The 26,106-nt window shown below is 60.3% G+C and carries 21 protein-coding genes; 7 read left to right on the plus strand and 14 right to left on the minus strand.

Annotated features, from left to right (window positions below):
* Positions 1–36: 36 nt before the first annotated feature.
* Positions 37–1,917 (plus strand): DEAD/DEAH box helicase, encoded by a 1,881-nt coding sequence (locus tag ACQ4OB_RS23735; protein WP_074871595.1) that lies wholly within the window; start codon positions 37–39, stop codon positions 1,915–1,917.
* An 86-nt stretch (positions 1,918–2,003) separates the two neighbouring features.
* Here ACQ4OB_RS23735 and ACQ4OB_RS23740 read toward each other — a convergent pair whose 3' ends face one another.
* Complete coding sequence (locus tag ACQ4OB_RS23740; protein WP_074871597.1) at positions 2,004–2,375, minus strand: nuclear transport factor 2 family protein; 372 nt, start codon at positions 2,373–2,375, stop codon at positions 2,004–2,006.
* A gap of 127 nt (positions 2,376–2,502) precedes the next feature.
* On the opposite strand from ACQ4OB_RS23740, the gene ACQ4OB_RS23745 reads away from it, so the two are divergent.
* Complete coding sequence (locus ACQ4OB_RS23745; protein WP_074871598.1) at positions 2,503–3,390, plus strand: LysR substrate-binding domain-containing protein; 888 nt, start codon at positions 2,503–2,505, stop codon at positions 3,388–3,390.
* A gap of 55 nt (positions 3,391–3,445) precedes the next feature.
* On the opposite strand, the gene ACQ4OB_RS23750 is transcribed toward ACQ4OB_RS23745, so the two are convergent.
* Positions 3,446–4,039 (minus strand): YceI family protein, encoded by a 594-nt coding sequence (locus ACQ4OB_RS23750; RefSeq protein ID WP_430956559.1) that lies wholly within the window; start codon positions 4,037–4,039, stop codon positions 3,446–3,448.
* A 32-nt stretch (positions 4,040–4,071) separates the two neighbouring features.
* Entirely contained in the window at positions 4,072–4,623 is a 552-nt protein-coding gene (locus tag ACQ4OB_RS23755; RefSeq protein ID WP_430956560.1) for a cytochrome b, read from the minus strand.
* 428 nt (positions 4,624–5,051) lie between these two features.
* Here ACQ4OB_RS23755 and ACQ4OB_RS23760 point away from each other — a divergent pair, with 428 nt between their 5' ends.
* Positions 5,052–5,564: a hypothetical protein gene (locus tag ACQ4OB_RS23760; protein ID WP_430956561.1), complete on the plus strand. Its 513-nt coding sequence runs from the start codon at positions 5,052–5,054 to the stop codon at positions 5,562–5,564.
* A 358-nt stretch (positions 5,565–5,922) separates the two neighbouring features.
* Here the strand turns inward: ACQ4OB_RS23760 and ACQ4OB_RS23765 are convergent, their stop codons facing one another.
* Positions 5,923–7,677 (minus strand): FAD-dependent oxidoreductase, encoded by a 1,755-nt coding sequence (locus tag ACQ4OB_RS23765; protein ID WP_430956562.1) that lies wholly within the window; start codon positions 7,675–7,677, stop codon positions 5,923–5,925.
* Positions 7,678–7,899: 222 nt separating this feature from the next.
* On the opposite strand from ACQ4OB_RS23765, the gene ACQ4OB_RS23770 reads away from it, so the two are divergent.
* Together ACQ4OB_RS23770 and ACQ4OB_RS23775 are read left to right on the plus strand one after the other, a co-directional pair.
* Positions 7,900–9,306 (plus strand): adenosylmethionine--8-amino-7-oxononanoate transaminase, encoded by a 1,407-nt coding sequence (locus ACQ4OB_RS23770; protein WP_430956563.1) that lies wholly within the window; start codon positions 7,900–7,902, stop codon positions 9,304–9,306.
* Positions 9,307–9,439: 133 nt separating this feature from the next.
* On the plus strand, positions 9,440–10,159 hold the full coding sequence (locus ACQ4OB_RS23775) for a 16S rRNA (uracil(1498)-N(3))-methyltransferase (protein ID WP_074871609.1): 720 nt from the start codon (positions 9,440–9,442) through the stop codon (positions 10,157–10,159).
* Between the two features lie 161 nt (positions 10,160–10,320).
* Here ACQ4OB_RS23775 and ACQ4OB_RS23780 read toward each other — a convergent pair whose 3' ends face one another.
* The 3 genes from ACQ4OB_RS23780 to ACQ4OB_RS23790 are packed head-to-tail and all read right to left on the minus strand — an operon-like array spanning position 10,321 to position 12,862.
* On the minus strand, positions 10,321–11,223 hold the full coding sequence (locus tag ACQ4OB_RS23780) for a transporter substrate-binding domain-containing protein (RefSeq protein ID WP_430956564.1): 903 nt from the start codon (positions 11,221–11,223) through the stop codon (positions 10,321–10,323).
* 28 nt (positions 11,224–11,251) lie between these two features.
* Positions 11,252–11,602, minus strand: a complete 351-nt coding sequence (locus tag ACQ4OB_RS23785) for a RidA family protein (RefSeq protein ID WP_074871612.1) — start codon at positions 11,600–11,602, stop codon at positions 11,252–11,254.
* 18 nt (positions 11,603–11,620) lie between these two features.
* Entirely contained in the window at positions 11,621–12,862 is a 1,242-nt protein-coding gene (locus ACQ4OB_RS23790; RefSeq protein ID WP_102616666.1) for a D-amino acid dehydrogenase, read from the minus strand.
* 107 nt (positions 12,863–12,969) lie between these two features.
* On the opposite strand from ACQ4OB_RS23790, the gene ACQ4OB_RS23795 reads away from it, so the two are divergent.
* Positions 12,970–13,878 carry a LysR family transcriptional regulator gene (locus ACQ4OB_RS23795; protein ID WP_430956565.1) on the plus strand — a complete coding sequence of 303 codons (909 nt, stop codon included), beginning with the start codon at positions 12,970–12,972 and terminating at the stop codon, positions 13,876–13,878.
* 5 nt (positions 13,879–13,883) lie between these two features.
* Here the strand turns inward: ACQ4OB_RS23795 and trhA are convergent, their stop codons facing one another.
* The 7 genes from trhA to pilG all read right to left on the minus strand — a co-directional run bounded on the left by trhA (position 13,884) and on the right by pilG (position 24,907).
* Positions 13,884–14,501 carry a PAQR family membrane homeostasis protein TrhA gene (trhA, locus tag ACQ4OB_RS23800; RefSeq protein WP_074871618.1) on the minus strand — a complete coding sequence of 206 codons (618 nt, stop codon included), beginning with the start codon at positions 14,499–14,501 and terminating at the stop codon, positions 13,884–13,886.
* 400 nt (positions 14,502–14,901) lie between these two features.
* Positions 14,902–15,360: a chemotaxis protein CheW gene (locus ACQ4OB_RS23805; protein ID WP_074871622.1), complete on the minus strand. Its 459-nt coding sequence runs from the start codon at positions 15,358–15,360 to the stop codon at positions 14,902–14,904.
* The gene (locus tag ACQ4OB_RS23810; RefSeq protein ID WP_430956566.1) at positions 15,353–21,259 is read right to left on the minus strand and encodes an Hpt domain-containing protein; all 5,907 of its coding nucleotides are present in this window, start codon (positions 21,257–21,259) and stop codon (positions 15,353–15,355) included. Before ACQ4OB_RS23810 ends, ACQ4OB_RS23805 begins: the two co-directional genes overlap by 8 nt.
* Positions 21,260–21,311: 52 nt before the next feature.
* Positions 21,312–23,369: a methyl-accepting chemotaxis protein gene (locus tag ACQ4OB_RS23815; protein WP_430956567.1), complete on the minus strand. Its 2,058-nt coding sequence runs from the start codon at positions 23,367–23,369 to the stop codon at positions 21,312–21,314.
* Between the two features lie 151 nt (positions 23,370–23,520).
* The gene (locus ACQ4OB_RS23820) at positions 23,521–24,069 is read right to left on the minus strand and encodes a chemotaxis protein CheW (protein WP_074871631.1); all 549 of its coding nucleotides are present in this window, start codon (positions 24,067–24,069) and stop codon (positions 23,521–23,523) included.
* A 10-nt stretch (positions 24,070–24,079) separates the two neighbouring features.
* The gene (gene pilH, locus ACQ4OB_RS23825) at positions 24,080–24,445 is read right to left on the minus strand and encodes a twitching motility response regulator PilH (RefSeq protein WP_008068134.1); all 366 of its coding nucleotides are present in this window, start codon (positions 24,443–24,445) and stop codon (positions 24,080–24,082) included.
* Positions 24,446–24,502: 57 nt separating this feature from the next.
* Positions 24,503–24,907 (minus strand): twitching motility response regulator PilG, encoded by a 405-nt coding sequence (pilG, locus tag ACQ4OB_RS23830; RefSeq protein ID WP_008152601.1) that lies wholly within the window; start codon positions 24,905–24,907, stop codon positions 24,503–24,505.
* A 234-nt stretch (positions 24,908–25,141) separates the two neighbouring features.
* On the opposite strand from pilG, the gene gshB reads away from it, so the two are divergent.
* Positions 25,142–26,095 (plus strand): glutathione synthase, encoded by a 954-nt coding sequence (gene gshB, locus ACQ4OB_RS23835; RefSeq protein ID WP_074871634.1) that lies wholly within the window; start codon positions 25,142–25,144, stop codon positions 26,093–26,095.
* Positions 26,096–26,106 lie beyond the last annotated feature (11 nt).

Consider the following 26,106-nt stretch of genomic DNA (forward strand, 5'->3'; position numbering starts at 1 on the left):
CCATTGGGCCAAGCCCTAACTAAAACAGGATTACTCATGTCCTTTGCTTCCCTCGGTCTCTCCGAGGCTTTAGTCCGCGCCATCGAGGCAGCGGGCTATACCGAGCCTACTCCGGTGCAACAGCGGGCTATTCCCGCCGTGTTGCAAGGTCGCGACCTGATGGTCGCGGCTCAGACAGGTACTGGTAAAACCGGCGGCTTCGCCCTTCCGATTCTGGAGCGGTTGTTCCCCAACGGTCACCCGGACAAATCCCAGCGCCACGGTCCGCGCCAACCGCGCGTACTGGTCCTGACCCCCACCCGCGAACTCGCGGCTCAAGTACACGAGAGCTTCAAGGTTTATGCCCGTGACCTGAAGTTCGTCAGCGCCTGCATCTTCGGCGGCGTCGGCATGAACCCACAGGTTCAGGCCATGTCCCGCGGTGTCGACGTGCTGGTAGCCTGCCCTGGCCGCCTGCTCGACCTTGCCGGCCAAGGCAGTGTCGATTTGTCCCACGTGGAAATCCTCGTGCTGGACGAAGCCGACCGCATGCTCGACATGGGCTTCGTCCATGACGTGAAAAAGGTCCTGGCTCGCCTGCCGAGCAAACGCCAGAACCTGCTGTTCTCGGCGACCTTCTCCAAAGACATCACCGACCTCGCCGGCAAGCTGCTGCACAACCCGGAACGCATCGAAGTCACGCCGCCGAACACCACGGTCGAGCGGATCGAACAGCGGGTATTCCGTCTGCCAGCCAACCACAAGCGTTCGTTGCTGGCGCACCTGATCACCGCTGGCGCCTGGGAACAGGTGCTGGTGTTCACCCGCACCAAGCACGGCGCCAACCGCCTGGCCGAGTACCTGGACAAACACGGCCTCACCGCCGTTGCGATCCACGGTAACAAGAGCCAGAACGCCCGCACCAAAGCCCTGGCCGACTTCAAGGCCGGCGAAGTGCGCATCCTGGTCGCCACCGACATCGCCGCTCGCGGCCTGGACATCGACCAGTTGCCACACGTGGTCAACTTCGAACTGCCGAACGTCGACGAAGATTACGTGCACCGTATCGGTCGTACCGGCCGTGCCGGTCGTTCGGGCGAGGCGATCTCGCTGGTCGCTCCGGACGAAGAAAAGCTGCTCAAAAGCATCGAGCGCATGACCAAGCAGAAGATTGCCGACGGCAACCTGATGGGCTTCGATTCCAGCGCTGTAGAAGCCGAGAAGCCTGAAGTTCGCGAGCGTCCGGATGTGCGTAACCCGCGCAACCCACGTGGCCCGCGCGGCGACGGTCCGAACGGCACCGGCGGTGGCGGTGGTCGTAAAGACAAAGGCAAGGACAAGGGAGGCAAGGAAAAACCTGCAGCCACTGGCCGTGGTGATCGCCCGGCCCGTGAACACAAGCCACGCGAAGGCACTCCAGCTCGCGAGCAACAGCGTCCAGCGCCACGCGCTGCCGCTGCAGACCGTGCTCCGGACGAGTTCCTGGACGACGATATCGATAACTTCGGTAACCGCGTCGACTACGTTCCTCAGGCCAAACCGGCTCAGGGCCGCGGTCGTCGTCCGGGTGCTCCGGCACAAGGTGCGGCAGCCGGCGCAGGCGCTCCGCGCACTGGCGGCAAGCCTCAGGGTCGTCAAAGCGGCCCACGCAGCAGCGATGGCGCCACCACCGGCACGCCGCCGGCCAAGCGCAGCGGCCCACGCAACGGCGCTCCACGTGACGGCCAGGCCCGTCGCGAAGAGTCCCGCAACCGTCGCCCGGCTCGCGCCGACGACCAGCCGCGTTCGGAACCGGCCGTGCAAAACCCGCGCGGCCCGGCACCGAAGATCATCCATAAAGAGTCGAAAACCGATCGGTTCCCGACTCCTGAGCAACTGGATCAACTGCCAGGCCGTCCGCGCGGCGAAAAACCAGCGTTGCTGACTCGCAATCGCTGAGTGTCACTCACAAAAACGCCCCGACTGGTTCGGGGCGTTTTTATTTGTACCGATCATCACGATCGTTTTTGGTCAAACCGCCGCACTCACGCAACGCTTCCTTCTTTATGAAAGAGTTTGGCAACGATCATCCAGCGGCCATCGACTTTCATCACGTTCAGATAATCAACCATGACATTGTCGAACAGTCGCAGACGCACCTTGACCATTGCCATTTCCGGAGACATGACGTCAATCATCAAAATCTCATCCAGGCTCGCAAACCCGCGCTCCTGCGGCGACTGACGTCCTTGTACGATGGCACGATATTCTGCGTAAGGACGCACCGTTACCGCCCCGTCCTGAGCGCTATAGAGGACACAGCCGGGATGGAAAACCTCGTCAAACCGGTTCAAATCCTGGTTTTGCAACACACTGAAGTAGTTCTCCAACATTCTCTGAATTTCATTGATTAGCATGTACGAATCCTTGTCGAGCGGAAATGAAGTCACCAACGCTCACTGAGCGTGAGACGGATTATCCGTAGCCTCGTCAATTCATGTATAGCGGCGATTTCTGCCCGGTTCAGTGAATGGAATTCACCTATTGAAACTACCTCCGCTAGCGGCCCTCCGGGCCTTTGAAGCCTTGGCACGATTGGGCAAGGTCAACCTCGCGGCATTGGAACTGCACGTCACCCACAGCGCTGTCAGCCACCAGATACGCTCGTTGGAGGAATACCTGGACGTTAGACTGACTGAACGTAATGGCCGCGGTGTGGTGCTGACAGAAGAGGGGCGTGTGTACGCCTATCAGATCCGGCAAACCCTGGGTGAAATTGCCGGGGTAACGGAAAGATTCCTGTCCAAAACCCGACACCCGCAACTGACCCTTTCGGTGCTGCCATCCTTTGGAATGTTTTGGCTATTGCCACGCTTGCAAGGGTTTATCGACGCGCAGCCCGGATTGCGCCTCAAGCTGGCAGCCAGTATGGAGTTTTCAAGTTTCGAGGGCGGCCTGATCGATGCGGCGATCCGATTCGGCCACGGAAAATGGCCAGATGTGCACTGTGAGCCGTTGATGCAGGACTCCTTGTTGGTCGTCGCCGCGCCAGGATTCAATCTAGGATGCTTGCCTGTCGATGCCGAGTCCGTTCTGGGACATCCCTTACTCCACGCCAGTGAAAGCTGGTCGACCTGGCTTGCTGCCGCTGGCGTTGAACAGATGCGTCCACTCGCGGCACTAGAGTTCACTGACTCGACTTTGATGCTTGAAGCGGCGCGCCTGGGTTATGGAATCGCGCTAACCCGTCGCTCGATTGCTCACGCCATGATCCAGTGCGGGCAACTGGTTAAACTGACCGACGTTGAACCGCTGCACGCATCCCGTTATTTCATGCTTTGGCCGACCCACACACAACGCTCGGCGCAGTTGGCGAGCCTGCTGACTTGGCTACGCAATGAAATCGCCGACTACCAAAGCAGCCTCTCCTGAACACCAGGCAGCAAAACGCCGACCCTGAGGTCGGCGTTTTGATGACGCAAACAGCTTACTTCGCTTTCACACCTTCAAACGTTACATACAACTCAACCGCGTCGGACTGTGGGCCCAGATCTTTCTGCTTGCCGAAATCGGAACGCTTGATGCTGGTGGTGCCTTCGAAGCCGGCACGGTAGCCGCCCCATGGATCCTTGCCTTCACCCAGGAAAGTGGCCTTGACCACGATTGGCTTGGTCACGCCCATCAAGGTCAGGTCGCCGGTCACGTCCGCAGTGTCTTTGCCATCGGCGTTTTTGCCGGTGGATTTGACGCTGGTGGAAACAAACGTCGCTTTAGCAAATTTGCTCACGTTCAGGAAGTCACCGCTGGCGATGTGCTTGTCGCGCTCGGCATGGTTGGTGAACACGCTAGCGGTGTTCACATTGAACTCGATCTTGCTGGCTTCAGGCTTGGCAGCGTCGAAGCTGAACTTGCCGTCGATGTCCTTGAAGGTACCGGTGATGTAGCTGTAGCCCAGGTGGCTGATCTTGAAGTCAACGAAGGCGTGCTGGCCTTCTTTGTCGACGACGTAGTCGGCCGCCATTACGTTGGCGGACAGCAGAGCAGAACCGATTGCCAGAGCGGCGAGCGTTTTTTTCAACATGCTTTCTATTCCTTTGGAGTCGAGGTTGAACTTCAAGCTTTGCGGCCCAGCATTCGCGTCAGGGTCGCATCACGATCGATAAAGTGGTGTTTCAGTGCTGCCAACGCATGGAGACCGGAAAAAATTACCAGCGCCCACGCCAGGTACAGATGAATCTCACCAGCGGTGTCTGCCTGATCCGGTAGTCCGGAAACCAGTGCAGGAACTTCAAACAGGCCAAACACCGGGATCCCGACACCGTCTGCGGTGGAAATCAGGTAACCGGCAATCATCACGGCAAACAGACTGAGATACAGGAACGCATGGCCGAACGTGGCGCCAATACGCGTCATGCGGCTATAGCTTGCAAGTGCGGGGGGTGGCGGACTGACAAAGCGCCACAGCACTCGTAGCACCATAACGGCTAACAACACCAGGCCAATGCTCTTGTGCAGCTCGGGCGCGTCTTTACGCCAGGTGCTGTAGTAGTCGAGACCGACCATCCACAAGCCCAACGCAAACAGGCCGAAGACTGCCAGCGCCACGCCCCAGTGCATGAAAATGCTGATCCAACCGTAGCGCGAAGAAGAATTACGTAGCTGCATTGCCCAAATCCTGTGAGAACTGCGACCAAGACTATCGAGTTATCTATCGAGATAAAGCGGAAAATTTCGCTTTGAAATATCGAGAAATACGATCAAGAGCCTGAAACAGGCGGGTTAAGGAAAGATTAACGTCGAAAATTGTGAGGAAAAATGAATACACACCAGAGAACACCTGCATCAAAAGGTGTATTTGATGCCTACCTGCGATTTTTTCCAGGCAAAAAAGCACGGTCTTTGAGCCGCGCTGTTTTTTACGCCTGAACGTCACTAACCCCGGTCTCAACATTAGTCGCCAGCGTGTCGCTGGATTATCAACTGGTTCGTTTTTTCGCCTGATCTTTTTAAGCCATGCAATACATATGTATCGCCATTTCCTTATTTCAATTTGATTCAATGAGGATTCAACACTCATTTAGGAAGGAAAAAATATGGCTATTACATACACGCCCTTTCAAGCAAGTGGCTCGCCGGTGCTGCCGCCCAATCAAATGATGTCACCAGGACAGTATCTTATATCCCTGAATGGTCGTTTCCGATTGCTATTGCAGGCAGATGGCAACTTAATCATTACGGATAATGGTGCAGTAGTCTGGATCGCAGATGGAAGTCAGACTTATAGCAGGACCTTGCATCCAAAAAAAATGCGTGAGCCTCTGATGTTTGTGATCAGTAATAACGGCTTTCTTTATGATCCATCCCGGAGACGTTTATGGATTGCCGAGAGCACTCACAGCACTGACAAATCGCTGTGGTACAACACAAGTATGGTTATTCAAGATGACGGCAATCTGGTCATTTACGATCAGCGTACGGGAAATCTGTGCTGGGCTCGCTCTGGATTCGTCCCTGGTCGTATCCCAAAGGCAAAGGAAAGGTTCACCAGAGTGCTAGAAGATGGAACGGAGATTAAGACATGGAAGTTCTCACTAGGCCCTCTCTAATAGTTCCTGGCAACTTAGCGACTTATTAATTTTTGAAGGCTGGAGGTGGATTCAAGCACTCATAATAGTACGGATCAATCTGACATTTATATGCCAGTCGATGACCATAGCCTTTAGGAAAGAACTCACCACTCGCACAGCCAGAAAGTACGATTACTACTATTAATGCTACTAGCGCCTTCATATGTCCTCCATATTTCTTGAAGAGCATAGGTTTGTAGTTCACGCACGATCAATCATTTGCTTCTGATTATCTTGTGAGAAATATCTGACCCACCGCTAAATCCTGTAGGACGGCAATCGGATGAGCAAAAAAAAAGCGCGACCCTCGGGCCGCGCTTTTTTTTACGCCTGAACGTTACTGAGCCTTGGTCTCAGTAGTCGCAGCCGGTTTGCTCGCTGGCTTCTTCGCCAGCTCAGCTTTCTTTGCTGGAGTCTTGGCCGGAGCTTTTTTCGCTTCGGTCTTGGTTACCGGTTTGGCTGGAGTTTTAGCCGGAGCCTTCTTCGCAGGCTCGGCTTTCACCGGTGCCACTGGTTTCGGCGCCTCAACCGGAGCAGGTGCTGCTGCCGGTGCTGGCGTTGGAGCCGGAGCAACCGGAGCCACTGGCTCTGGCGCCTTGACCGGTGCCGTTTTGTCGTCAGAACCACCGAACAGGTTGGTGAAGAAGTTACCTTTCTTCGCCGCTACCGCACCGGCCGCAACAGCGGTCGCCGCCGGAACAACTTTTGCCGGTTCAAACGACTTGCCGGCCATAAGGTCTTCTACCTGACTGGCCGCCCGCTGACCGGTGCGCAATGCGCCTTCCAGGGTGCCTGGGTACAAGGTGTCGGTGTGTTCGCCGGCAAAGACTACACGCTGAATCGGACGCTCCCACAGGCGCCAGTACTTGCTGATCTGGCCAGGACCGAAGGCCAGGTAGGCGCCGCCCATCGATGGGTCGTTGCTGTAACGGCGGATCTCATAACCGGTGAACGCACCGCGTGCCTGTGGATAAAAGGCGTGCAGACGGATCAGCACCTGATCGGCGATCTGCTTGTCGCCGAAGGCTTGCATCACGCGCGCGTTGTCGCCGGACAGGTTGATCACCACATTGGCGCCGCCCTTCATCGCCGGTTCAACCCACAACATGCCCAGGCCGGTGTTGCTGTAGATCTCGCCGGTCATCCGCGCCTTGCTTTCCCACACTGGCGTCTTGAACTTCAGCATGATCTGGTCGCGCCAGCCGTAGTTGGTGCCTTTGATCGCGCCCATGTGCTGGGCATCCAGCGACGGAGTCATCTGGATCTTGTTCAGTGCGCGCAGTGGCACGGCCACGACGACGTAATCAGCTTGATAACCAACGCTGCCGACTTTGACGGTCACGCCGTCCTTGTCCTGGCTGATCGCCGAGACCGGGGAGCTGGTCTTGATGGTTTTCAGTTGCTTGACGAAAGCCTGTGCCAGCACCGGGCTACCGCCGGGCAGGCGTGAAGCGCGCAGGTCACGGTCGGCAACGCCACGGTAAACGCGGCTTTGCTGTGCGAAGTACAGCAGCGACAGGCGCGACGGTTCGTCATAACGGGTACGAATCTGCTGATTCACCAACTGACGTGCCGTGGCCGGCAGATTCAGACGGTCGAGCCAGTTGGACACGCTGATCTGGTCCAAAGCGAACAGTGTGCTGTTGGCCGCCGGGGTCTGCGGGTCTTCGATCGAGCGTGCCAGATCGTCCAGGGTCTTTTCGTAGCGCTTGAGCGCGTCGCTGGTGGCCGGCTGCTTGGTGGCCAGATCGGCGGCGGTGTAATACTCACCGTCAATCAGGTAGCCCGGGGTCCGCACGAACTCTGGGGCTGGCGTGGTGCTCAGCTTGAAGGTCGATACGTACTTGTTCAGAACCGGTTGGGTCTTGTCGTTGCCGATCCACTCACTGGTGGCCATGCCCGAGCGACCGCCCAGGCTCGGTTTGGCTTCCAGCAGGGTGACCTGCCAGCCCTTGTTTTGCAGTTCGTAAGCCGCCGTGAGGCCAGAGAGCCCTCCGCCGATCACGATCGCGGTTTTATCCTTGGCCAGCGCAGACACGCTGAACAGCCCCAACATCACCAGCGCACAGGCGCGCAGCCAACCAGCAGACATTCAGCGAACTCCGGAAATACACGAGGAAATAGCGGTTTTGCGAGCCAGACAGCTCAAAGAACCGCGAAGAATACGTCAGCCATCAAAAGGCCGCCAGCGACGTCTATCCACCTATACAAAGTAGCTCAATCGACACAATGGGTTGTCCCCACGTCACGCATTGCATAGGCTTGCGCGATTGTTTGCCCGCGCACCCAGCGAGCCGCCTCGAGGAGACTGAAAATGGGCCTGAATGATCAGTGGATGCAACGCGACCTCGCGGTGTTGTGGCATCCCTGCACCCAGATGAAAGACCACGAACAGCTGCCGCTGATCCCGATCAAGCGCGGTGAAGGCGTCTGGCTGGAAGACTTCGAAGGCAAACGCTACCTCGATGCCGTCAGCTCCTGGTGGGTCAACGTGTTTGGCCATGCCAACCCGCGGATCAACCAGCGCATCAAGGATCAGGTCGATCAGCTGGAGCACGTGATCCTTGCCGGTTTCAGTCATCAGCCAGTGATCGAGTTGTCCGAGCGTCTGGTGAAGATGACGCCGGAAGGCCTGACCCGGTGTTTCTACGCCGATAACGGTTCGTCCTGCATCGAAGTCGCGCTGAAAATGAGCTTTCACTATTGGCTCAACCGCGGCCAGCCGAACAAGAAGCGCTTCGTCACCCTGACCAACAGCTACCACGGCGAGACCATGGCGGCGATGTCGGTGGGCGACGTGCCACTGTTCACCGAAACCTACAAGGCGCTGCTGCTGGACACCATCAAGGTGCCGAGCCCCGATTGCTACCTGCGCCCGCAAGGCATGAGCGGGGAAGAACATTCGCGCAACATGTTCGCCGCCATGGAACAGACCCTGGCCGAGAACCACGACAGCGTCGCGGCCGTCATCGTCGAGCCGCTGATCCAGGGTGCCGGCGGCATGCGCATGTACCACCCGGTTTATCTGAAACTGCTGCGCGAAGCCTGCGACCGCTATGGCGTACACCTGATCCACGACGAAATCGCCGTCGGCTTCGGCCGCACCGGCACGATGTTCGCCTGTGAACAGGCCGGCATCCGCCCGGACTTCCTCTGCCTGTCCAAGGCCCTGACCGGCGGCTACCTGCCGTTGGCGGCCTGCGTGACCACCGAAGATGTCTACAGCGCTTTCTACGACGACTACCCGACCCTGCGCGCCTTCCTGCATTCCCACAGCTACACCGGCAATCCGCTGGCGTGCGCGGCGGCATTGGCGACGTTGGATATCTTCGAAGAAGACAACGTCATCGAGAACAACAAGGCACTGGCCCAGCGCATGGCCACCGCCACCGCGCACTTGGCCGAGCACCCGAACGTTTCGGAAGTGCGCCAGACGGGCATGGTGCTGGCCATCGAGATGGTCAAGGACAAGGCCACCAAGGAAGCTTATCCGTGGCAGGAACGTCGCGGCTTGAAAGTGTTCCAGCATGCGCTGGAGCGTGGTGCTTTACTTCGACCGTTGGGCAGCGTGGTGTACTTCCTGCCGCCGTACGTGATCACGCCTGAACAAATCGACTTTCTGGCCGAAGTGGCGAGTGAAGGCATCGACATCGCGACTCGTGACAGCGTCAGTGTTTCGGTGCCGAAGGACTTTCACCCGGGCTTCCGCGATCCGGGCTGATTGGCAACGCTCGTTCCCACGCTCTGCGTGGGAATGCAGCCCGGGACGCTCCGCGTCCCAAAAGCGGACGCAGAGCGTCCGGTGAGGCATTCCCACGCAGAGCGTGGGAACGATCAAATTAAAGAGAATCCGCATGAGACTGTCCCGCTTCTTTATCGACGCCCCCTTGAGCACTGGCGAACACGAGTTGCCCGAGGCCCAGGCCCATTACATCAGCCGCGTGTTGCGCATGGCCGAGGGTGATGCGCTGCAACTGTTCGACGGTTCGGGCCATGAGTTCCGCGCCACGCTGGTGGAGGTCGGCAAAAAGCGCGTCGTCGTGCAGATCGATGAAAGCTTCACCGGGCAGGTCGAGTCGCCTTTGCAGATCCATCTCGGCCAGGGCTTGTCCCGTGGCGAGCGGATGGATTGGGCGATTCAGAAAGCCACCGAGTTGGGCGTCACGGAAATCACCCCGATTTTTAGCGACCGCTGTGAAGTCCGGCTGAAGGATGAGCGCGCCGACAAGCGCCTGATGCACTGGCGCCAGGTTGCGATCAGCGCTTGCGAGCAGTGCGGGCGTTCACGGGTGCCAGTGATTCATCCGCCGCTGCTACTGGCGGATTGGTTGAAGCAGACTCAAGCAGAATTGAAGTTGGTGCTGCATCCGGTGGCCGAACCATTGGTGAGTCATGCGAAGCCTGCGACGCTGGCGTTTTTGATCGGCCCGGAAGGCGGGTTGTCCGATGCGGAAGTCGAGCAGGCCAAGGCTGGCGGTTTTCACGCCGCCCGCCTCGGCCCTCGTGTGTTGCGCACCGAAACCGCACCGGTGGTGGCATTGGCGGTTGCCCAACAACTTTGGGGTGACTTTTAGGGCCTCTTCGCGAGCAAGTCGAATCGTCGCACCGCCGCTCCCACAGGAGACCGCGTACTGATCGTTCCCACGCTCTGCGTGGGAATGCAGCCCGTGACGCTCCGCGTCACTGGACGCGGAGCGTCCCTTGAGGCATTCCCACGCAGAGCGTGGGAACGATCTTATTGCACCGGATCACTCACCGGTTTGGCGATGATTGCTTTCAGTTCGCTGGTCATCGGGAATTCCAGGTTCAGGCCTTTGGGCGGAATCGGCTGTTGGAACCAGCGGTTGTAGATGCCGTTGATTTCCCCTGAGCTGTACAGATCGGCAAGTGTCGAGTTCACCAATTCGAGAAACTGCGGGTCACCTTTGCGCACCATGCAGCTGTAGATTTCCCGCGACTGCTCCTCGCCCACCACCACCCAGTTATGCGGATCGCGGGCCTTGGCGCGTTCGCCGTAGAGCAGCGCGTCATCCATATAGAACGCCGCCGCCCGACCCGACTGCAGCATCTGGAACGCTTCGCCGTGGTCCTTGGCGCTGATCACGAACATATCGATCTTGTGATCGACGTTGTAGCTCTTCAGAAACCGTTCGTTGGTGGTGCCGGCGGTGGTCACGACGTTCTTGCCGCGCAGGTCGGCGAAGCTCTTGATGCCGCTGTCCTTCGCCGTGAGCAACTGCCCCTTCACGTAGATAAACCCGTAGGAAAACGCCACTTGCTGCATGCGCTCAGCGGTCACGCCGGTGGAGCCGCATTCAAGGTCGACCGTGCCGTTCTGCACCAGTGGAATGCGCGTTTGCGAGGTCACCAGGTTGTACTTCACCTGCAGATCCGGCAGCTCGAGTTTTTGCTTGATGCGCTCGACAATCTTGCTCGCCAGGTCCACCGAATAGCCCATCGGCTGCCCCGTGTGATCACCCACGTAGGAGAACGGCACCGACGCGTCGCGATAGCCCAGGGTGATGCTCTTGGCATTGGCGACCTTGTTCAGCGTGCCGGTCAGCGGCGCTTCGTTGGCCTGGACCTGACTGGCGAGCAGCAGGCCGAGGGTGCAGCCGATCAACGTGATTTTTTGCATTGTTATTCTCCGTTGTGGGTTTGAACGATTAGCGGCGGGCGGCGATCACGGTGATTTCCACCAGCACCTCTGGGCGGGCCAGTTGCGCCTGCAAAGTAGTCCGGGTCGGCGCTTTGCCCGGTGACAGCCACTGCGACCAGACCTCGTTCATGGCGGCGAAATCGCGGCCGATGTCGTTCAGGTAAATGGTCGCGTTGAGCAGATGATCCTTGTCGCTGCCAGCCTCGGCCAGTAACGCGTCGATCTTCGCCAGCACCTCGGCGGTTTGGCCGGTAACGTCAGTGCTGTCACCCGGCACCTGCCCCGAGAGAAACACCAGATCGCCAAAGGTCACCGCGCCAGAGAGGCGGCTGTTGCTGTTGATACGGTTGATGCTCATCGGTTTTTCCTTTTCAAGTCAGGCGACGCGGGGGGCGAGGCCCTGCATTTCAATCGACGGTGTGCGCCGGGCGATCAACTCGCTGAGCAACCGGGCGCTGCCACAGGCCAGGGTAAAACCCAGGGCGCCATGGCCGAGGTTGAGCCACAGGTTGCGGTACGCCGTGGCCCCGATCAACGGCACGCCGCTGGGGGTGGCCGGGCGCATGCCGGCCCATTCGATGGCGGCGTCGTAATCGCCGGCATTGGGCAAGGTTTCCTGCGCCTGGCGCTTGATCAGCGCCAGGCGTTTGGGGTCGAGCGCCGGGTCGAAGCCGACAATGTCGACCATCGCCGCCACGCGCAATTGGTCACCGAGGCGGGCGTAAACGATCTTGCGGTTGTAATCGGTGATGCTCAGCTCCGGCGCACGATGTTCGGCGCGGATGGGCAAAGTCAGGCTGTAGCCCTTGAGCGGATACAGCGGCAGGTTCATGCCCGGCAATGCCAGCGCCGGGCTGCGATGGCCGGCGGCAATCACCAGTTGCTCGACCGGCAGCACTTGCGAACCCATTTCGACGGCCTGCACCGCGCCGTCCACGTGGCGAATGCCGGTGACCTTGCGGCCGAGCAAAAACTCGCACCGCCCCGAGGCCTGGAGCCGAGCCAGCAGTTGCTGGCAGAAAGCATGGCAATCGGCGACCTCTTCGTCGGGGGTATAAATCGCGCCCACAAACGGCGCCTCAGCGAGTGCGGGCTCCAGTTGTGCGCATTCGGCCTGCGACAGCACGTGTTGCTGTTGCGGATCGGCCAGGCCATGGCGCGCATGCTCGAAACTCGCGGCTTCACGAAACGTCACCAGTTTGCCGTTGCGCCGCCAGTCGAAACCGTCGAGGCGGTCTTCTTCGCGCCAGCCTTGCAGTGTGGACTGGCTCAGCAGCGCCAGACGCAGCAGGTGCGCGCCGTTGCGCTGATTCACCGAACGACGGCAAGCCGCCAGGAAGGACGCCATCCAGCGCCATTGCGCCGGGTCCAGGCGCGGGCGCAGCTTCAACGGCGAGTCACCGCGCAGCATCCAGCCAAGCGCCTGAAGCGGTACGCCGGCATCGGCCAGCGGCGCGACGTAACGGTAGGACAACTGGCCGCCGTTAGCGAAACTGGTCTCGCTGCCCAACGAATCCCGGGCCTCGATCAGCGTCACGTCGATGCCGTCGCGCACCAGTGCGTAAGCCGTCGTCAGCCCGATGACGCCGCCACCGATGATGCAAACCCGCTGAGCCATGTCTGTCCTTAACCGTTGTTGAAACAGGCCTCAGATTAGGACCAGGTGACAGGCGTTGAACAATGCATAAAGATGCTTGACCCATAAACAAAGGTTATGGACTTGCCATGCGACTGCGACACATCGAGATTTTCCAGGCCATTCGCCAGACCGGTTCGGTCAGTGGCGCCGCGCAGTTGCTGCACGTGTCGCAGCCGGCGGTGAGCAAAGTGCTGCAACACGCCGAGCAGCAACTGGGCTTCCCGCTGTTCCTGCGGGTGCGCGGTAAATTGCAGGCCACGCCCGAAGCGCTGGAGCTTGAGCGCGAAGTCGACAAGGTCACCGAAAGCCTGCAAGGCGTGCGACGTCTGGCCCAGAGCCTGCGACGCGAGCCGGGTCACAGCGTACGGATTGGCGCGATTCCGGCGCTGGCCTTGTCGCTGCTGCCGCCGGCCATCAACGAGTGGACGCAACGCTACCCGGACATCGTCTGCGAGCTGTCCAGCGCCCACAGCCGTGAGCTGATGCAGAATTTGTTGATGCGCGAAGTGGATGTCGCACTGACCTTGCAACCGCCGGATCACCCGGGCCTGAAGGCGCAGGTGTTGGCTTGCGGGGTGTTGGTGGCGCTGGCGCCGTTGGGTTATTGGGCCGACGACGCCTTGGGCCAACCGTTGCCATTGAGCGAACTGGCCGGCGCGCCGCTGATCGGCCTGTCCAGCGCCGATCCGCTGGCAGCCAGGCTCGACAGCTACCTTGAGGCGGTCGAGCCGCCACCACGGGTTCGCATCGCCGTGCAGACCTATTCGCTGGCGCGGGCGATGGTTGAATCCGGCGCCGGGCTGGCAGTGATCGACCCGTTTACCGCGCTCGGCGCCTCCCCCGCCGCCACGGCGATTCGACCTCTGGCGCCAGCATTACCGATCACCCTATACGCGGTGACCCGCGCCGACGAACCGCCGCCCCACACACTGAGCGATTTGTTGCAGGTGTTCAGCCGAAGGGCGCAGGCGCAGCTGGATCGTTTGATCCCGTAGAGGTCTCAAAGGACATAAAACATAATCGCCACAAAGTGCAGCAAACTCCCGGCGATCACGAACAAATGCCAGATCCCGTGGGCATGGCGCAAACGACTGTCCAGCGCAAAAAAGACAATGCCCACGGTGTACAGCACGCCGCCCGACGCCAGCCAGGCGAAACCTGTACTGCCCAACGCCGCCAGTAACGGCTTGACCGCCACCAGCACGATCCAGCCCATCACCGCATAGATCACGATCGACAGAATCCGCGCTTCCGAGCGCGGTTTGATTTCTTGCAGGATGCCGATCAGCGCCAACCCCCAGACAATCCCGAATAGAGTCCAGCCCCACGGACCGCGCAATGTCACCAGACAAAAAGGCGTGTAGCTGCCGGCAATCAACAGGTAGATCGAGAAGTGATCGACCTTCTGCATGATCGCTTTCTTGCGTCCACGCACGCTGTGGTAAACGGTCGACGCGCTGTAAAGCACCAACAAGGTGAACCCGTAGATCGCCACGCTGACAATCTTCCACGGGCTACCGTCCATGCTGGCAATCACCAGCATCCACACCACCCCGACAAACGCTGCCACCGCCCCGACCAGATGCGTCCAGGCGTTCAATCTTTCCCCGTGATACATGCGTTGCTCACCTCAAGATTCATTACCGCATCGCGCAAGGCTCAGGCCTTGAGACTAAAAGCGCAATGTTTCAGAACACAATGCCACCTTGTGAGCGCTGTCCGGCAATCACCTCAGGGTGTTGGGTGGAGACGGATCGTTAGGGTCAGGTTAATGGTTGACCATGCCGACGCCATCGCGAGCAGGCTCGCTCCCACAGGGGTTTTGTAGACGACGCCGACCCAATGTGGGAGTGAGCCTGCTCGCGATGAGGCCAGATCAAGCTCCACACTTTTTTGAGATTAACGCGACTTCCGGGGCGGACGATGTGGACGGCTCACGCCGGGTTTAACGCAGAAACCGATGCCATGATCGTTCCCACGCTCTGCGTGGGAACGATCAGTTGGGGGCCAGTCAACGATCAGCTGGCCAAACCGGCCTTTACGAGCAACTCCTCCAACGCCAACAAATTCGGCACCTTCGCCACTTGCTCCCCCACCTGCACCGCCGCCTGTTCCAGCGAGCACAACGGCACATCCACATAGCTCAACTGACTATCAAGCTTGTAAGACCGCGGAATCCCCTGCACCAGCAAGGCAATGAATTTCAAATCGGGCCGCCCGCCGAGCGCATTGAGGATGACGATCCGCGCCCGCTCGCCGATGACGATTTTCTGCCCACATGCCGACTCGAAACTGATCAACGGAATCTGTCGATCCCGCCACTTCACCAACCCCAGGTACCACGGCGGTGTGTCGAGGTCGAAGGCGCTGGGTTGGTAATCGATAAGCTCCGCCACTGCGACGTTGGGCAAGATCAGGTTGCGGTCAGCCAAGGGCAGCAGCAGGCCGGTGAGGTTGCTGGTGCGGTGTTCAAGCATGGGTTTTGCTCCACAGGTGGATGCTGTCGAGCAGCACCGATTCCTGGTATGGCTTGCCGAGGTAGTCGTTGACGCCGATGGCCATGGCGCGGTCGCGGTGTTTCTGCCCGGTGCGGGAGGTGATCATGATGATCGGCAGGTGCTGCAGACGTTCGTCGGCGCGGACCTGGGTCGCGACTTCAAAACCGTCCATGCGCGGCATTTCGATGTCCAGCAGCATCAGGTCAGGCATGTGGTCTTCAAGCAGCAGCATGGCGTCGACCCCGTCCTTGGCGGTCAGCACGTTCATGCCGTGGCGTTCCAGCAGACGGCTGGTGACCTTGCGCACGGTGACCGAGTCATCGACCACCAGCACCAACAGCGGTTTATGGGGTTCGGCCTCCGCGTCCTGAGTCACTGGCTGTTGCGGCAAGCGGGCCTGCATCGCGCGGATCGGCGCCAGCAAATCGAGAATCAGCACCACCCGCCCATCGCCGAGAATCGTCGCCCCGGACAAACCCTGCACCGCCGCAAATTGCGGGCCGAGGCTTTTGACCACGATCTCGCGAGTGCCGGCCATGGCGTCGACTTGCACCGCGATGTGCCGCTCGTTGCACTGCACCAGCAACACCGGCAACGGCAGGCTCTGGCCCAGCAGTTTCGGGCGATGGCTGGTTTTCAGCAGTTCGCCGAGGTAGCACAGTTCATAGTGTTGCCCGGCGTATTGGTAGGTCGGCGGATCGAGCCGGTAGTGCCCTTCAAGTTCGTTGGGCAGCACGCGAACGATGCCGTCGATGGTGTTCAGCGGGATCGCGTACTGATCCTCCCCGCATTGCACCATCAAGGCCCGGTTGACCGACACGGTGAACGGCAGGCGAATGCGGAAGTGCACGCCCTGCCCCGGCACAGAGTCGATGCTCATGCTGCCACCGAGCTGCCGGACCTCTTCATGCACCACGTCCATGCCGACGCCGCGCCCGGAAATCTGGGTGATTTTCTCGGCGGTGGAGAACCCCGGTTGCAGGATGAATTGCAGGACATCGCGGTCGCTGATGTCGCTGTCCGGGGCCAGCAACCCGCGTTTGATCGCCTTGCTCCGCACCGCGTCCAGCGGCACGCCGGCACCGTCGTCGCGGATGTCGAAAATGATGTCGCCGCCCTCTCGCGACAGGTCGAGGGTGATACGACCCTGAGCCGGTTTACCTGCCGCGACACGCACCTCGGCCGATTCCAGGCCATGATCCACGGCGTTGCGCAGCATGTGTTCCAGCGGCGCGGCCATGCGTTCGAGGACGTTGCGGTCCATCTCGCCTTCGGCATTGCCGACAATGAATTCCACGTCCTTGCCCAATTCGCCGGAGACTTGGCGGACGATCCGCTTCAAGCGCGGCAGCATCCGCTCGAACGGCACCATGCGCGTACGCATCAGGCCTTCCTGCAATTCGGTGTTGATGCGGCCCTGTTGTTGCAGCAGGTTTTCCGCGTCCTGATTGCGTCGGTCGAGGGTTTCCTTGAGGTCGAGCAAGTCGGAGGCGGATTCGAACAGCGCGCGCGACAGTTGTTGCAACTGCGAGTGGCGGTCCATTTCCAGCGGATCGAATTCTTCGTAGCCCAGGCGTTCGGCTTCGACTTGCTGACGGCTGAGAATCCGCCCCTGAGTCTCCGTATCGAGCCGGCGCAATTGGTCGCGCATGCGCTCGATGGTGGTTTCCATCTCGCTGAGGGTCACGCGCGCATCGTTGACCTGTTGTTCGATCCGGCCACGGAAAATCGAGGTTTCGCCGGCCAGGTTGACCAGATCGTCGAGCAGTTCTGCCGAGACCTTGACCATGTCCGCGCCGGCATCCGGTTGCTGTGCCGGCGTCTCGATTTTCGGCGTTGCAGGCACCTGGACCGGCGTCGGTGTTTCGGGCACGGCCGGATGACTGAAATTCCTGATCTCATCGATCAGTTGATCGGCGGGCGGCAAAGGCTGACCGGCGCGGGTCGCGTCGAGCATCTGCGCCAGTCGGTCGTGGCTGCTTTGCAATAAGCCGAACAACGCGGCAGTGGGTTGCAACACGCCAGCGGACAGGCCTTCGTAGAGGAATTCCAGCTCATGGGCGAGGTCGCCGATCGGGGCGATTTCCACCATTCGCGCGCCACCCTTGAGGGTGTGCAAATCACGCAGCAGGGTTTCCACTTCCTGACGATTCGACGGCTCGGCCTGCCAGCGCACCAACGCCGCGCCGGAGTTTTCGATGATGTCGAAACCTTCCTCAAGGAAGATCTCCAGCAGCTCTGGATCATGCCCCGGTGAATCCTCGGCCCGTGCCGGTTCGACCGCTTCAACAGCGCTGGCGTTGCCCTGGCGAAACTCGCGAATGGCCTCGATCACCTCACCCGGATCGCCCAATGGCCGCTGGTTCTGCAACTGATCGAGCAGCTGCGCGAGCCGGTCATGACTGTGTTGCAGCAAGTGCGCCAAGGCTTCGCTGTAAGCGTAGCGGCGATCCACCAGGCCTTCGTAAAGGCTTTCCAGTTCATGGGCCAGCTCACCGACCGGCTCGACCTCGGCCATCCGCGCACCACCCTTGAGGGTGTGCAAATCTCGCTGCAACGACAACAGCGGCGCAGCGTTGTCCGGGTCGTCCAGCCAGCGCTGCAACGCCTGACCGGCGCTTTCGAGGATATCCACCGCCTCTTCGAGGAAGATCGAAACGATCTCGTCGTCCAGCTCGACCTGGGTCGCGGTCTGTTCCAGTTCGGCCGTGGCACTACCCAGTTCCCGGATGCTCAGCGTGCGGCTGCCATCGCTGCGAATCAGCCCCATCGCCGACGGATCCAGGCTCTCATCGAGCAAGCCGCGCAAGGCCCGGATGCGTTGCGGTTGCGGGCTGACTTCCTGGCCGGCAGCCAGTTCGTCGAGCATGTTGATCAGAGCTTCATGGGCACTTTGCGCTTCATGGAAAAACGCCTCGCTGACCGCCAGGCTGCTTTCTTCCACCGCGCCGTAGAGGTCGAGCAAGGCTTCGCAGAGCTCATCCACCGGATGCAGATCCGCCAGGTGCGCGCCTTCGCCGAGGGTGGTCAATTCGTCCAGCAACGCGCTGAGTTCCTGACGCTCGCCGGGATGTTGCTGCCAGCGCTGCAACAGGCTTTCGGCGTCCAGCAGGATGTCCATGCCTTGGGCGAGGAAGTTGTTGATCAGTTGCGGATCACGCTTGATGCGCAGCCCGGTATTGGGCGCACTCAGGAGCATTTCCAGTCGCTCGGCCAGCAACGCCTGGGTTCGCTCGATCAATGAGCGGGCGCCGGGAATCTCCGCCAGCGGGTCGGTTTTGAGCTGTCGCAAGCCGAGACGGAACAGCCCTTCGGCTTCGAGCAGCAGTTCGACTTCGTCCAGGTCGAGGGCGAGCAGGTGCGCCTTGTACTCCCGGGCCAGATGATCCAGCGGCTTCGCCAGCTCGGCGATTGGCAATACGCCCGCCATGGAGGCGCTGCCCTTGAGCGTGTGCAGCGCCCGCTGCAACTCGTCGCTGGCCTGCAACGGTACGTGCTCCGCGGCTTTATCGAGGAAGCGGTTGAGGCTGGCGAGATGGGTCTCGGCTTCCTTGCGGAAGATCTCCAGCAACAGCGGATCGAGGGCCGCCACATCCTGGGTATCTTCATCGCTGGCAGGCGTATCGCCCTTGGCAAGGGCGTGGGCGCGTGCGGCCAATTGGTCAACGTCGTTGCGCTGGCGCTGGGCATGGCTGGCAAACTCGGCCACCAGTTCTGGCAGCAGATTCAGCGCATCGCCCAGCAGTTGTTGCACCGCCGGCCCCGGCGCAACGCTACGTTCCAGCACACGGTTGAGCAGGTTTTCCACCGCCCAGGCCAGTTCACCCAACACCAACGCACGGACCATCCGGCCACTGCCTTTCAAGGTGTGGAATGCCCGGCGCAGTTCGCTCAGGGCAGGCTTATCGTCGGGGTTAGCCGTCCAGCGCGGCAGGTACTCCCGGAGGATTTCCAGCACTTCATCGGTTTCTTCGAGGAACACTTCCCGCAGCTCATCGTCCACCGGTTCTTCATCGGTGGGCGGCGGCAACAGGCTTCCCGGGGTTGTCAGGGCGGGCGGATTGACGGAGGACACAGGGCTGGCCAATACATCGGCCAGCGACTTGACGGTCTCAGGGTCGTCCAGTTCCTGCAGATCCTGCATGACCTGCGCTTCACTCGGGCTGAGCACATCTTCAAGCACCGGCACCTGTTGCTCGATGGGGAAAAAGCCGAGTGCGGCCAGGCTCTTTTCCGCGACGTCGAGCAACTTTTCACCCGGCGCTTCGGGGTCGTCGCTGAGGCGCTCCAGGTAGTACTCGATGCTGGTGATGACGTCGGCCAGGCTGTCCAGTTCCTGCCAGCCGGGATGATCCGGATCCTGCAGCAGGTGCTCGCGGATGAAGTGGTTGCACGTTTCGATCAGGCTCGCCGCACGGCTCAACGGAATCATCGCCAATGCACCGCGCACCTGGGTCAGCAAGGCCGGCAGTTGCTGCAAATGCTGGCGGTCCCAGTCGGCGTCGATGTAGTCGACGATCATGTCCTTGGCCTGTTGCAGGCAGATGCGCGCCTCCTTGATCACGATCTGATGGATCTGGGTCAGGTCGGTGGTCGGCAGGCGGCTGTCTTCCTGGCTTTCCGGCTCGACGGTGCCGACCATGCCGGCCAGCGTCGCTTCGACGTAGAGCAAGGCACCGGCGACGTCCATCAGGATCGCGTCGTTGGGCTCACGCTGGCCCTGGGCCAGGCTCAGCACCACCGCCAGTTGATCGATGATGACCTTGCGTGGCTGGCCGAAACCGAGCACCGCCAGGGTGTCGGCGATTTGCCGCAGGGGCGCCAGCAGGCTTTCGAGGTCCGAGGTGTGTTGGCGGTCGCTGCGTACAAACAGATCAAGGCGTTCCTTGACCCGCACCAGCTCTTCACACAAAGCGGCCAACACCGAGCGCATGGCATCGCGGTCGGGACCGGCCAGCCGTACGCGTTCTTCGTCGACCATTGCGCTGTCAGGTAGCGCGTCGTCCAGTCCGTAGCGATCTTTCATGGTCAGCATCTGCCCGGTGGGATGTTCGGCCTTGGCAATGTAGAACAGCAAACTCTTGAGCAACTCTAGCGGCGCCGGCTGATTGATGCCGGGCATGCCCTGTTCGAGCAGGCGCTTGAGTTCTTTGTCGGCCTCCTTGAACAGGCTGCGCAACGCCGGGCTGTTGGCAATCGAGCCGTCGCGCATGCCTTCGACCAGCGCCGAGGCGACTTGCCACAACGGGCTCAAGGGCGCGTTGCCGCACAGCCCTTCGAGGCGCGCAAAAACCTTGGTCAGGTAACCGAGATTGGTTTCGCCATCCTGCTCACGCAATAACCCGACCAGGGCCATCTGCAACATTTGCCGCAACTTGCGCAGCACATTGGGTAAATCCGCCGGCTCCAGCAGCGCCAGCGACGCTTCGTCCAGGGGCGGCAGGTCCGGCAATTGCGGGCTGAACAGGCTGGTTTCCGACAACAGGCTTTCGCCACGGGCGCTGCGCAGATCGTTGATCAGTGGCAGCACCACCAGCGGCAGGTCGCGGCGCGCACCTTGCACCCGATCGAGGTAAATCGGCAGCTGCCCAAGGGCTTGCAGCAACAGGTGGAGCGTCTCATCGCGATGACTGACGCGGTTCTGTTGCAAGGCGGTGACCAGATGTTCCATCTCTTCGGCGAGCAGCGCCGCGCCGTAGAACTCGACCATCTGCAAACTGCCGTGAACCTGATGGACGCACGCCAGGCATTCGCTGAGGGCGTGCGTCGCCTGCGGGTCATCAAGCAACGTTTCAATCGCCTGGTGAGCCACTTTCAGCGTTTCGGCAATCTCGCCTTTGACCCACTCGAGGGCCACATAGTCGTGCCGATCACCCATAACCACTCCAAATCACTGCTCTACTCAAAAAAAGCATTCGCTCGCAGGCGTTTCACACTTTATCCGCAACCTCAGCCTTGGGGGCCGGCAAGGTGAAACCGGACACCGAACGCCGCAGCTGGCTGGCCATTTTCGCCAGGTTGCCAATGCTCTCGGCGGTGGCGGTGGAGCCGGACGAGGTCTGCGTGGTGATCTGCTGGATCACGTTCATCGTCAGGGAAATCTGACCGGCCGAGGACGTCTGTTGCTGCGCGGCGTTGGAAATACTCTGGATCAACGCGGCGAGGGTCTTCGACACGCCTTCGATTTCTTCCAGGGCCACCCCGGCATCCTGCGCCAGACGCGCGCCACGCACCACTTCGGTGGTGGTCTGTTCCATGGAAATCACCGCTTCGTTGGTGTCGGTCTGGATCGCCCGCACCAGCGTTTCGATCTGCCGGGTGGCGGCGGAAGAGCGCTCCGCCAGCCGCTGGACTTCATCGGCGACCACCGCAAAACCGCGCCCGGCATCACCGGCCATCGAAGCCTGGATCGCCGCGTTGAGTGCAAGGATGTTGGTCTGGTCAGCAATGTCATCGATCAGGCTGACAATATCGCCGATTTCCTGAGAAGACTCGCCCAGCCGCTTGATCCGCTTGGCGGTGTCTTGAATCTGCTCGCGAATGTTGTCCATGCCGTGGATGGTGTTGTGCACCACCTCGTTGCCCTTGTTGGCGATTTCCACCGAACGCTCGGCCACCGCCGAGGACTCAGCGGCGTTGGCCGAGACCTGATCGATGGACTGGGCCATGTCATTGATCGCGGTGGACGCTTCGGCAATCTGCTGCGCCTGATGCTCCGAAGCCTGGGCCAGGTGCATGGCGGTGGCCTGGGTTTCCTGCACGGCGGCAGCGACCTGGCCAGCGGTGAGGTTTATGGTCGCCACCAGATCGCGCAGTTGGTCCACGGAGTAGTTGATCGAGTCGGCGATGGTCCCGGTGAAGTCTTCGGTCACCGAGGCGGTCACGGTCAGGTCGCCATCCGCCAGGTCTTCGATCTCGTCGAGCAGGCGCATGATCGCGTTCTGGTTACGCTCGTTCTTCTCGGCCGTTTCGCGCAGCTGACGGTTGGTTTCACGGACCATCACCAGACCAATGAGGATGATCGACATCAGCGCCAACAGGCCCAGCACGTAGCCGCCAATGGTGTCGGTGTTGCGCCCGCCGGCCAGGTTTTCGAAACCGCCGGCCAGGTGCGAGGCTTCCTCGAGCAGGGTCTGCGACAGGGTAAAGATACTGGTGGCCGATTCACGGACCTTGAACAGCTCCGGCGAGGTTTCGAGGATTTCATCCACCGAACCCGAGACGAATTCGAACAGCTCGGAAATCTCGATCAACCGCGCCCGCGCATCGCGGTCTTCGACCTGGCTGACTTTCAGCGACGGATTGCCCTGGAGCATGCCGTTGAGCACCTGGCCGAATCGCGCTGCATCGCGACCGAAGGCGTCAGCGGCCTGCTGCGAATTTTCATCACCGGAGAGCACGGTGTTCACGGCACCGAGAATCCGCTCAGCCAACAGCGACTGGCGCTGGGCCATGGCCACCTGCGCGGCCGGGGCACCGCGCTGAAGGAGCGTTTCGACGACTTTTTCGTACTCGACCTGCAACTGCGGCACGGTTTCGGCCAGGGTCGCGGCGACTTGATGCAGCGACAGCACGGTCTGTTCGCTGGAGAGGATCGCGTCGGTGTTTTTCAGCAAGCGTTCCCAGTCCAGTTGCACGGCGCGCATTTCCGGGCGCACGGCGGACGGCGCCGGCGGCAGGCCGGTGGCGGGGTCGCCTTGCTTCAGATAGCCCCAGCGTTGGGCAAAGTCATTACGCGCATCGCTCAGCAGCTTGAACGCCGCCGCCTTGCCGGCCGCCGCTTCGGTGGCGTTCTTGGCAATGCGCTGGGACAACACGCGCAGCTCACCGGCGTGGCCGATGTACTGTTTGTCGTACGTGGCCTGGGTGTTGAGGTACGCGAAGTTGGCGAACAGCAGCATGATGAAGACGATCAGCGCGATGAACAGCGCGATGATCTGTGACCGGCTGCGCGACCCTTCTGGCTTGCCTGCTTTTGCTTTTATCATCGGTCCTCGCCTGTTAACCAACGTCTGTGAACCTTGCCGAGAACCCTGTAGGAGCGAGCCTGCTCGCGATTCAGGCGCTGCGGTGCATCAGAAAAATCGCGTTATCGTTCAATCGCGAGCAGGCTCGCTCCCACAGGGGATGGTTCGGCGGTCAAATGGCCACGTTCATGAATCCTTGTGACTGCACCAACGCAAACGGGCTGAACACCTGCCAGGTCTGCTCACGCTGGAACCGGCCTTTGATGAACGGTGCAATCGGGCCGCTCAAGGTATCCGGCGGTTCAAGACTGTCCTGGGCAAAGTGCTGGAGGCCGACGACTTCATCGACCATCAACCCGGAAAACACGTCGTTATGCTCCACCACCAAGACCCGACGCTGCTTGCGCATGGCTGACAGCTCATGCCCTGGCTCATTACCAGAAAAGAAGCCGCTCAAGTCGATGATCGGCAACAGACGCCCGCGCAAGTTGGCCACGCCCTTGACCCAAGGCCTGACCCCCGGCAGCTGGGTGAACCGCGGCTCATGCAACACTTCGCTGACCTCGCCCATTGGCGCGACATACCAGTGTTCGCCCAGGCGAAAGCCGATGCCGCTCCAGCTGTCCTGTCGGGTCGGCTGGGACGGCAAGTCCGCCGCCAGCAGACGACAACGCCGGTCGATCTGCAGCAGCAGTTCGAAAGCCGTCAGCGACTCGGTCATGGCCGGACGATCAACCGGCCAGCACGTTGTTCAAGGTCTTGATCAGGGTCTCTTCGTCTACCGGTTTGGTCAGGTAGTCCTTGGCGCCTTGGCGCGTGCCCCAGACCTTGTCGGTTTCCTGATCCTTGGTGGTGATGATGATCACCGGGATGTGTCCGGTTTCCGGGTCTTTGGTCAGCTGGCGGGTTGCCTGGAAACCGTTGAGGCCAGGCATGACGATGTCCATCAGCACGGCGTCGGGTTTTTCCTGACGGGCCAGGGCCACGCCGTCGGCGCCGTTTTCGGCTTTCAACACTTCATGACCGTGCTTTTCCAGCATGCCGGTCAGTTTGTACATTTCGGTCGGCGAATCATCGACGATCAGAATACGTGCCATGGTCTTCCCCATTCTTGTCGACGCCGGGCCCGCTGGCCGAGCGTCACTGTGCGTGTCCTACTGCGGCAAAACGGCGGCGAAGCCCGGAACATGGGCCTGGATCGCGTTGAGCAGTTCTTCCTTGCTGAAAGGCTTGGTCAAAAACTGGTCGGAGCCGACGATGCGCCCCTTGGCCTTGTCGAACAGCCCGTCCTTGGACGACAGCATAATCACTGGCGTGGACTTGAACGCACTGTTGTTCTTGATTAAAGCGCAGGTCTGATAACCATCCAGACGCGGCATCATGATGTCGACAAAGATGATGCCGGGGTGATTGTCGGCAATCTTGGCCAGGGCGTCGAAACCATCGATGGCGGTGATCACTTCGCAACCCACGTTCTTCAACAGCGTTTCGGCGGTGCGGCGAATCGTCTTCGAATCGTCGATCACCATGACCTTCAAGGCGCTGGAATGCTGTTCCATAAATGCTCTGCCGTCGCCTTTGCGAATCAAATTGTCCATTTCCGATAACCGGAGGCTCGAAACCCTTGATGTTTAAGGGCCGGAACGATATGGCAGCCTTTTTAGCACAGTCTCCAAATGCAATCTATCGGGGGACCGGCGCGGTGGTTTTTCCTTGACCGGGAACACACTGAGCGCCAATCTGACGCCACTTTTTCGTGTCCGATCGGACCACCCAAATTCGAGGAAAAACCCATGAGCGTTCGCGTCGGGATTGTCATGGATCCTATTGCCGGCATTTCCTACAAAAAGGATAGCTCGCTGGCCATGCTGCTGGCCGCACAGAAGCGCGGCTGGGAACTGTTCTATATGGAACAGGGGGATTTGTACCAGGCCGAAGGCGAAGCGCGGGCGCGGATGCGTCCGTTGAAAGTCTTCGCCAACCCGGAAAAATGGTTCGAGCTCGAAGCCGAGACCGACGCGCTGCTGAGCGATCTGGACGTGATCCTGATGCGCAAGGATCCGCCGTTCGACATGGAATTCGTCTATTCCACTTACCTGCTGGAGCAAGCCGAACGCGCTGGCGTGCTGGTGGTCAACAAGCCGCAAAGCCTGCGCGACTGCAACGAAAAACTGTTCGCCACGCTGTTCCCGCAGTGCACGCCGCCGACCATCGTCAGCCGTCGCCCGGACGTACTGCGTGAATTCGCCGATCACCACGGCGACGTGATCCTCAAGCCGCTGGATGGCATGGGCGGTTCTTCGATCTTCCGTCACACCGCTGGCCACCCGAACCTGTCGGTAATCCTTGAGACACTGACCCTGCATGGCAAACAGCAGATCATGATCCAGGGTTACCTGCCGGCAATCGTCGATGGCGACAAGCGCATCCTGATGATCGACGGTGAGCCGGTGGATTATTGCCTGGCACGAATTCCGGCCGCTGGCGAAACCCGTGGCAACCTCGCTGCCGGTGGCCGTGGCGAAGCCCGACCGCTGACCGAGAAAGATCGCTGGATCGCCGCACAAGTCGGCCCGACCCTGCGCGAAAAAGGCCTGTTGTTCGTCGGTCTCGACGTGATCGGCGAGCATCTGACGGAAATCAACGTCACCAGCCCGACCTGCATTCGCGAGATCGATAACGCGTTTGGCACCGACATCGGCGGCCTGTTGATGGATGCCATCGATCAGAAGCTCAAGGCCCGTTGATATAGAACAGC

The sequence above is a fragment of the Pseudomonas sp. ES4 genome (assembly GCF_050586665.1).
In the GTDB taxonomy this organism is placed as follows: domain Bacteria; phylum Pseudomonadota; class Gammaproteobacteria; order Pseudomonadales; family Pseudomonadaceae; genus Aquipseudomonas; species Aquipseudomonas frederiksbergensis.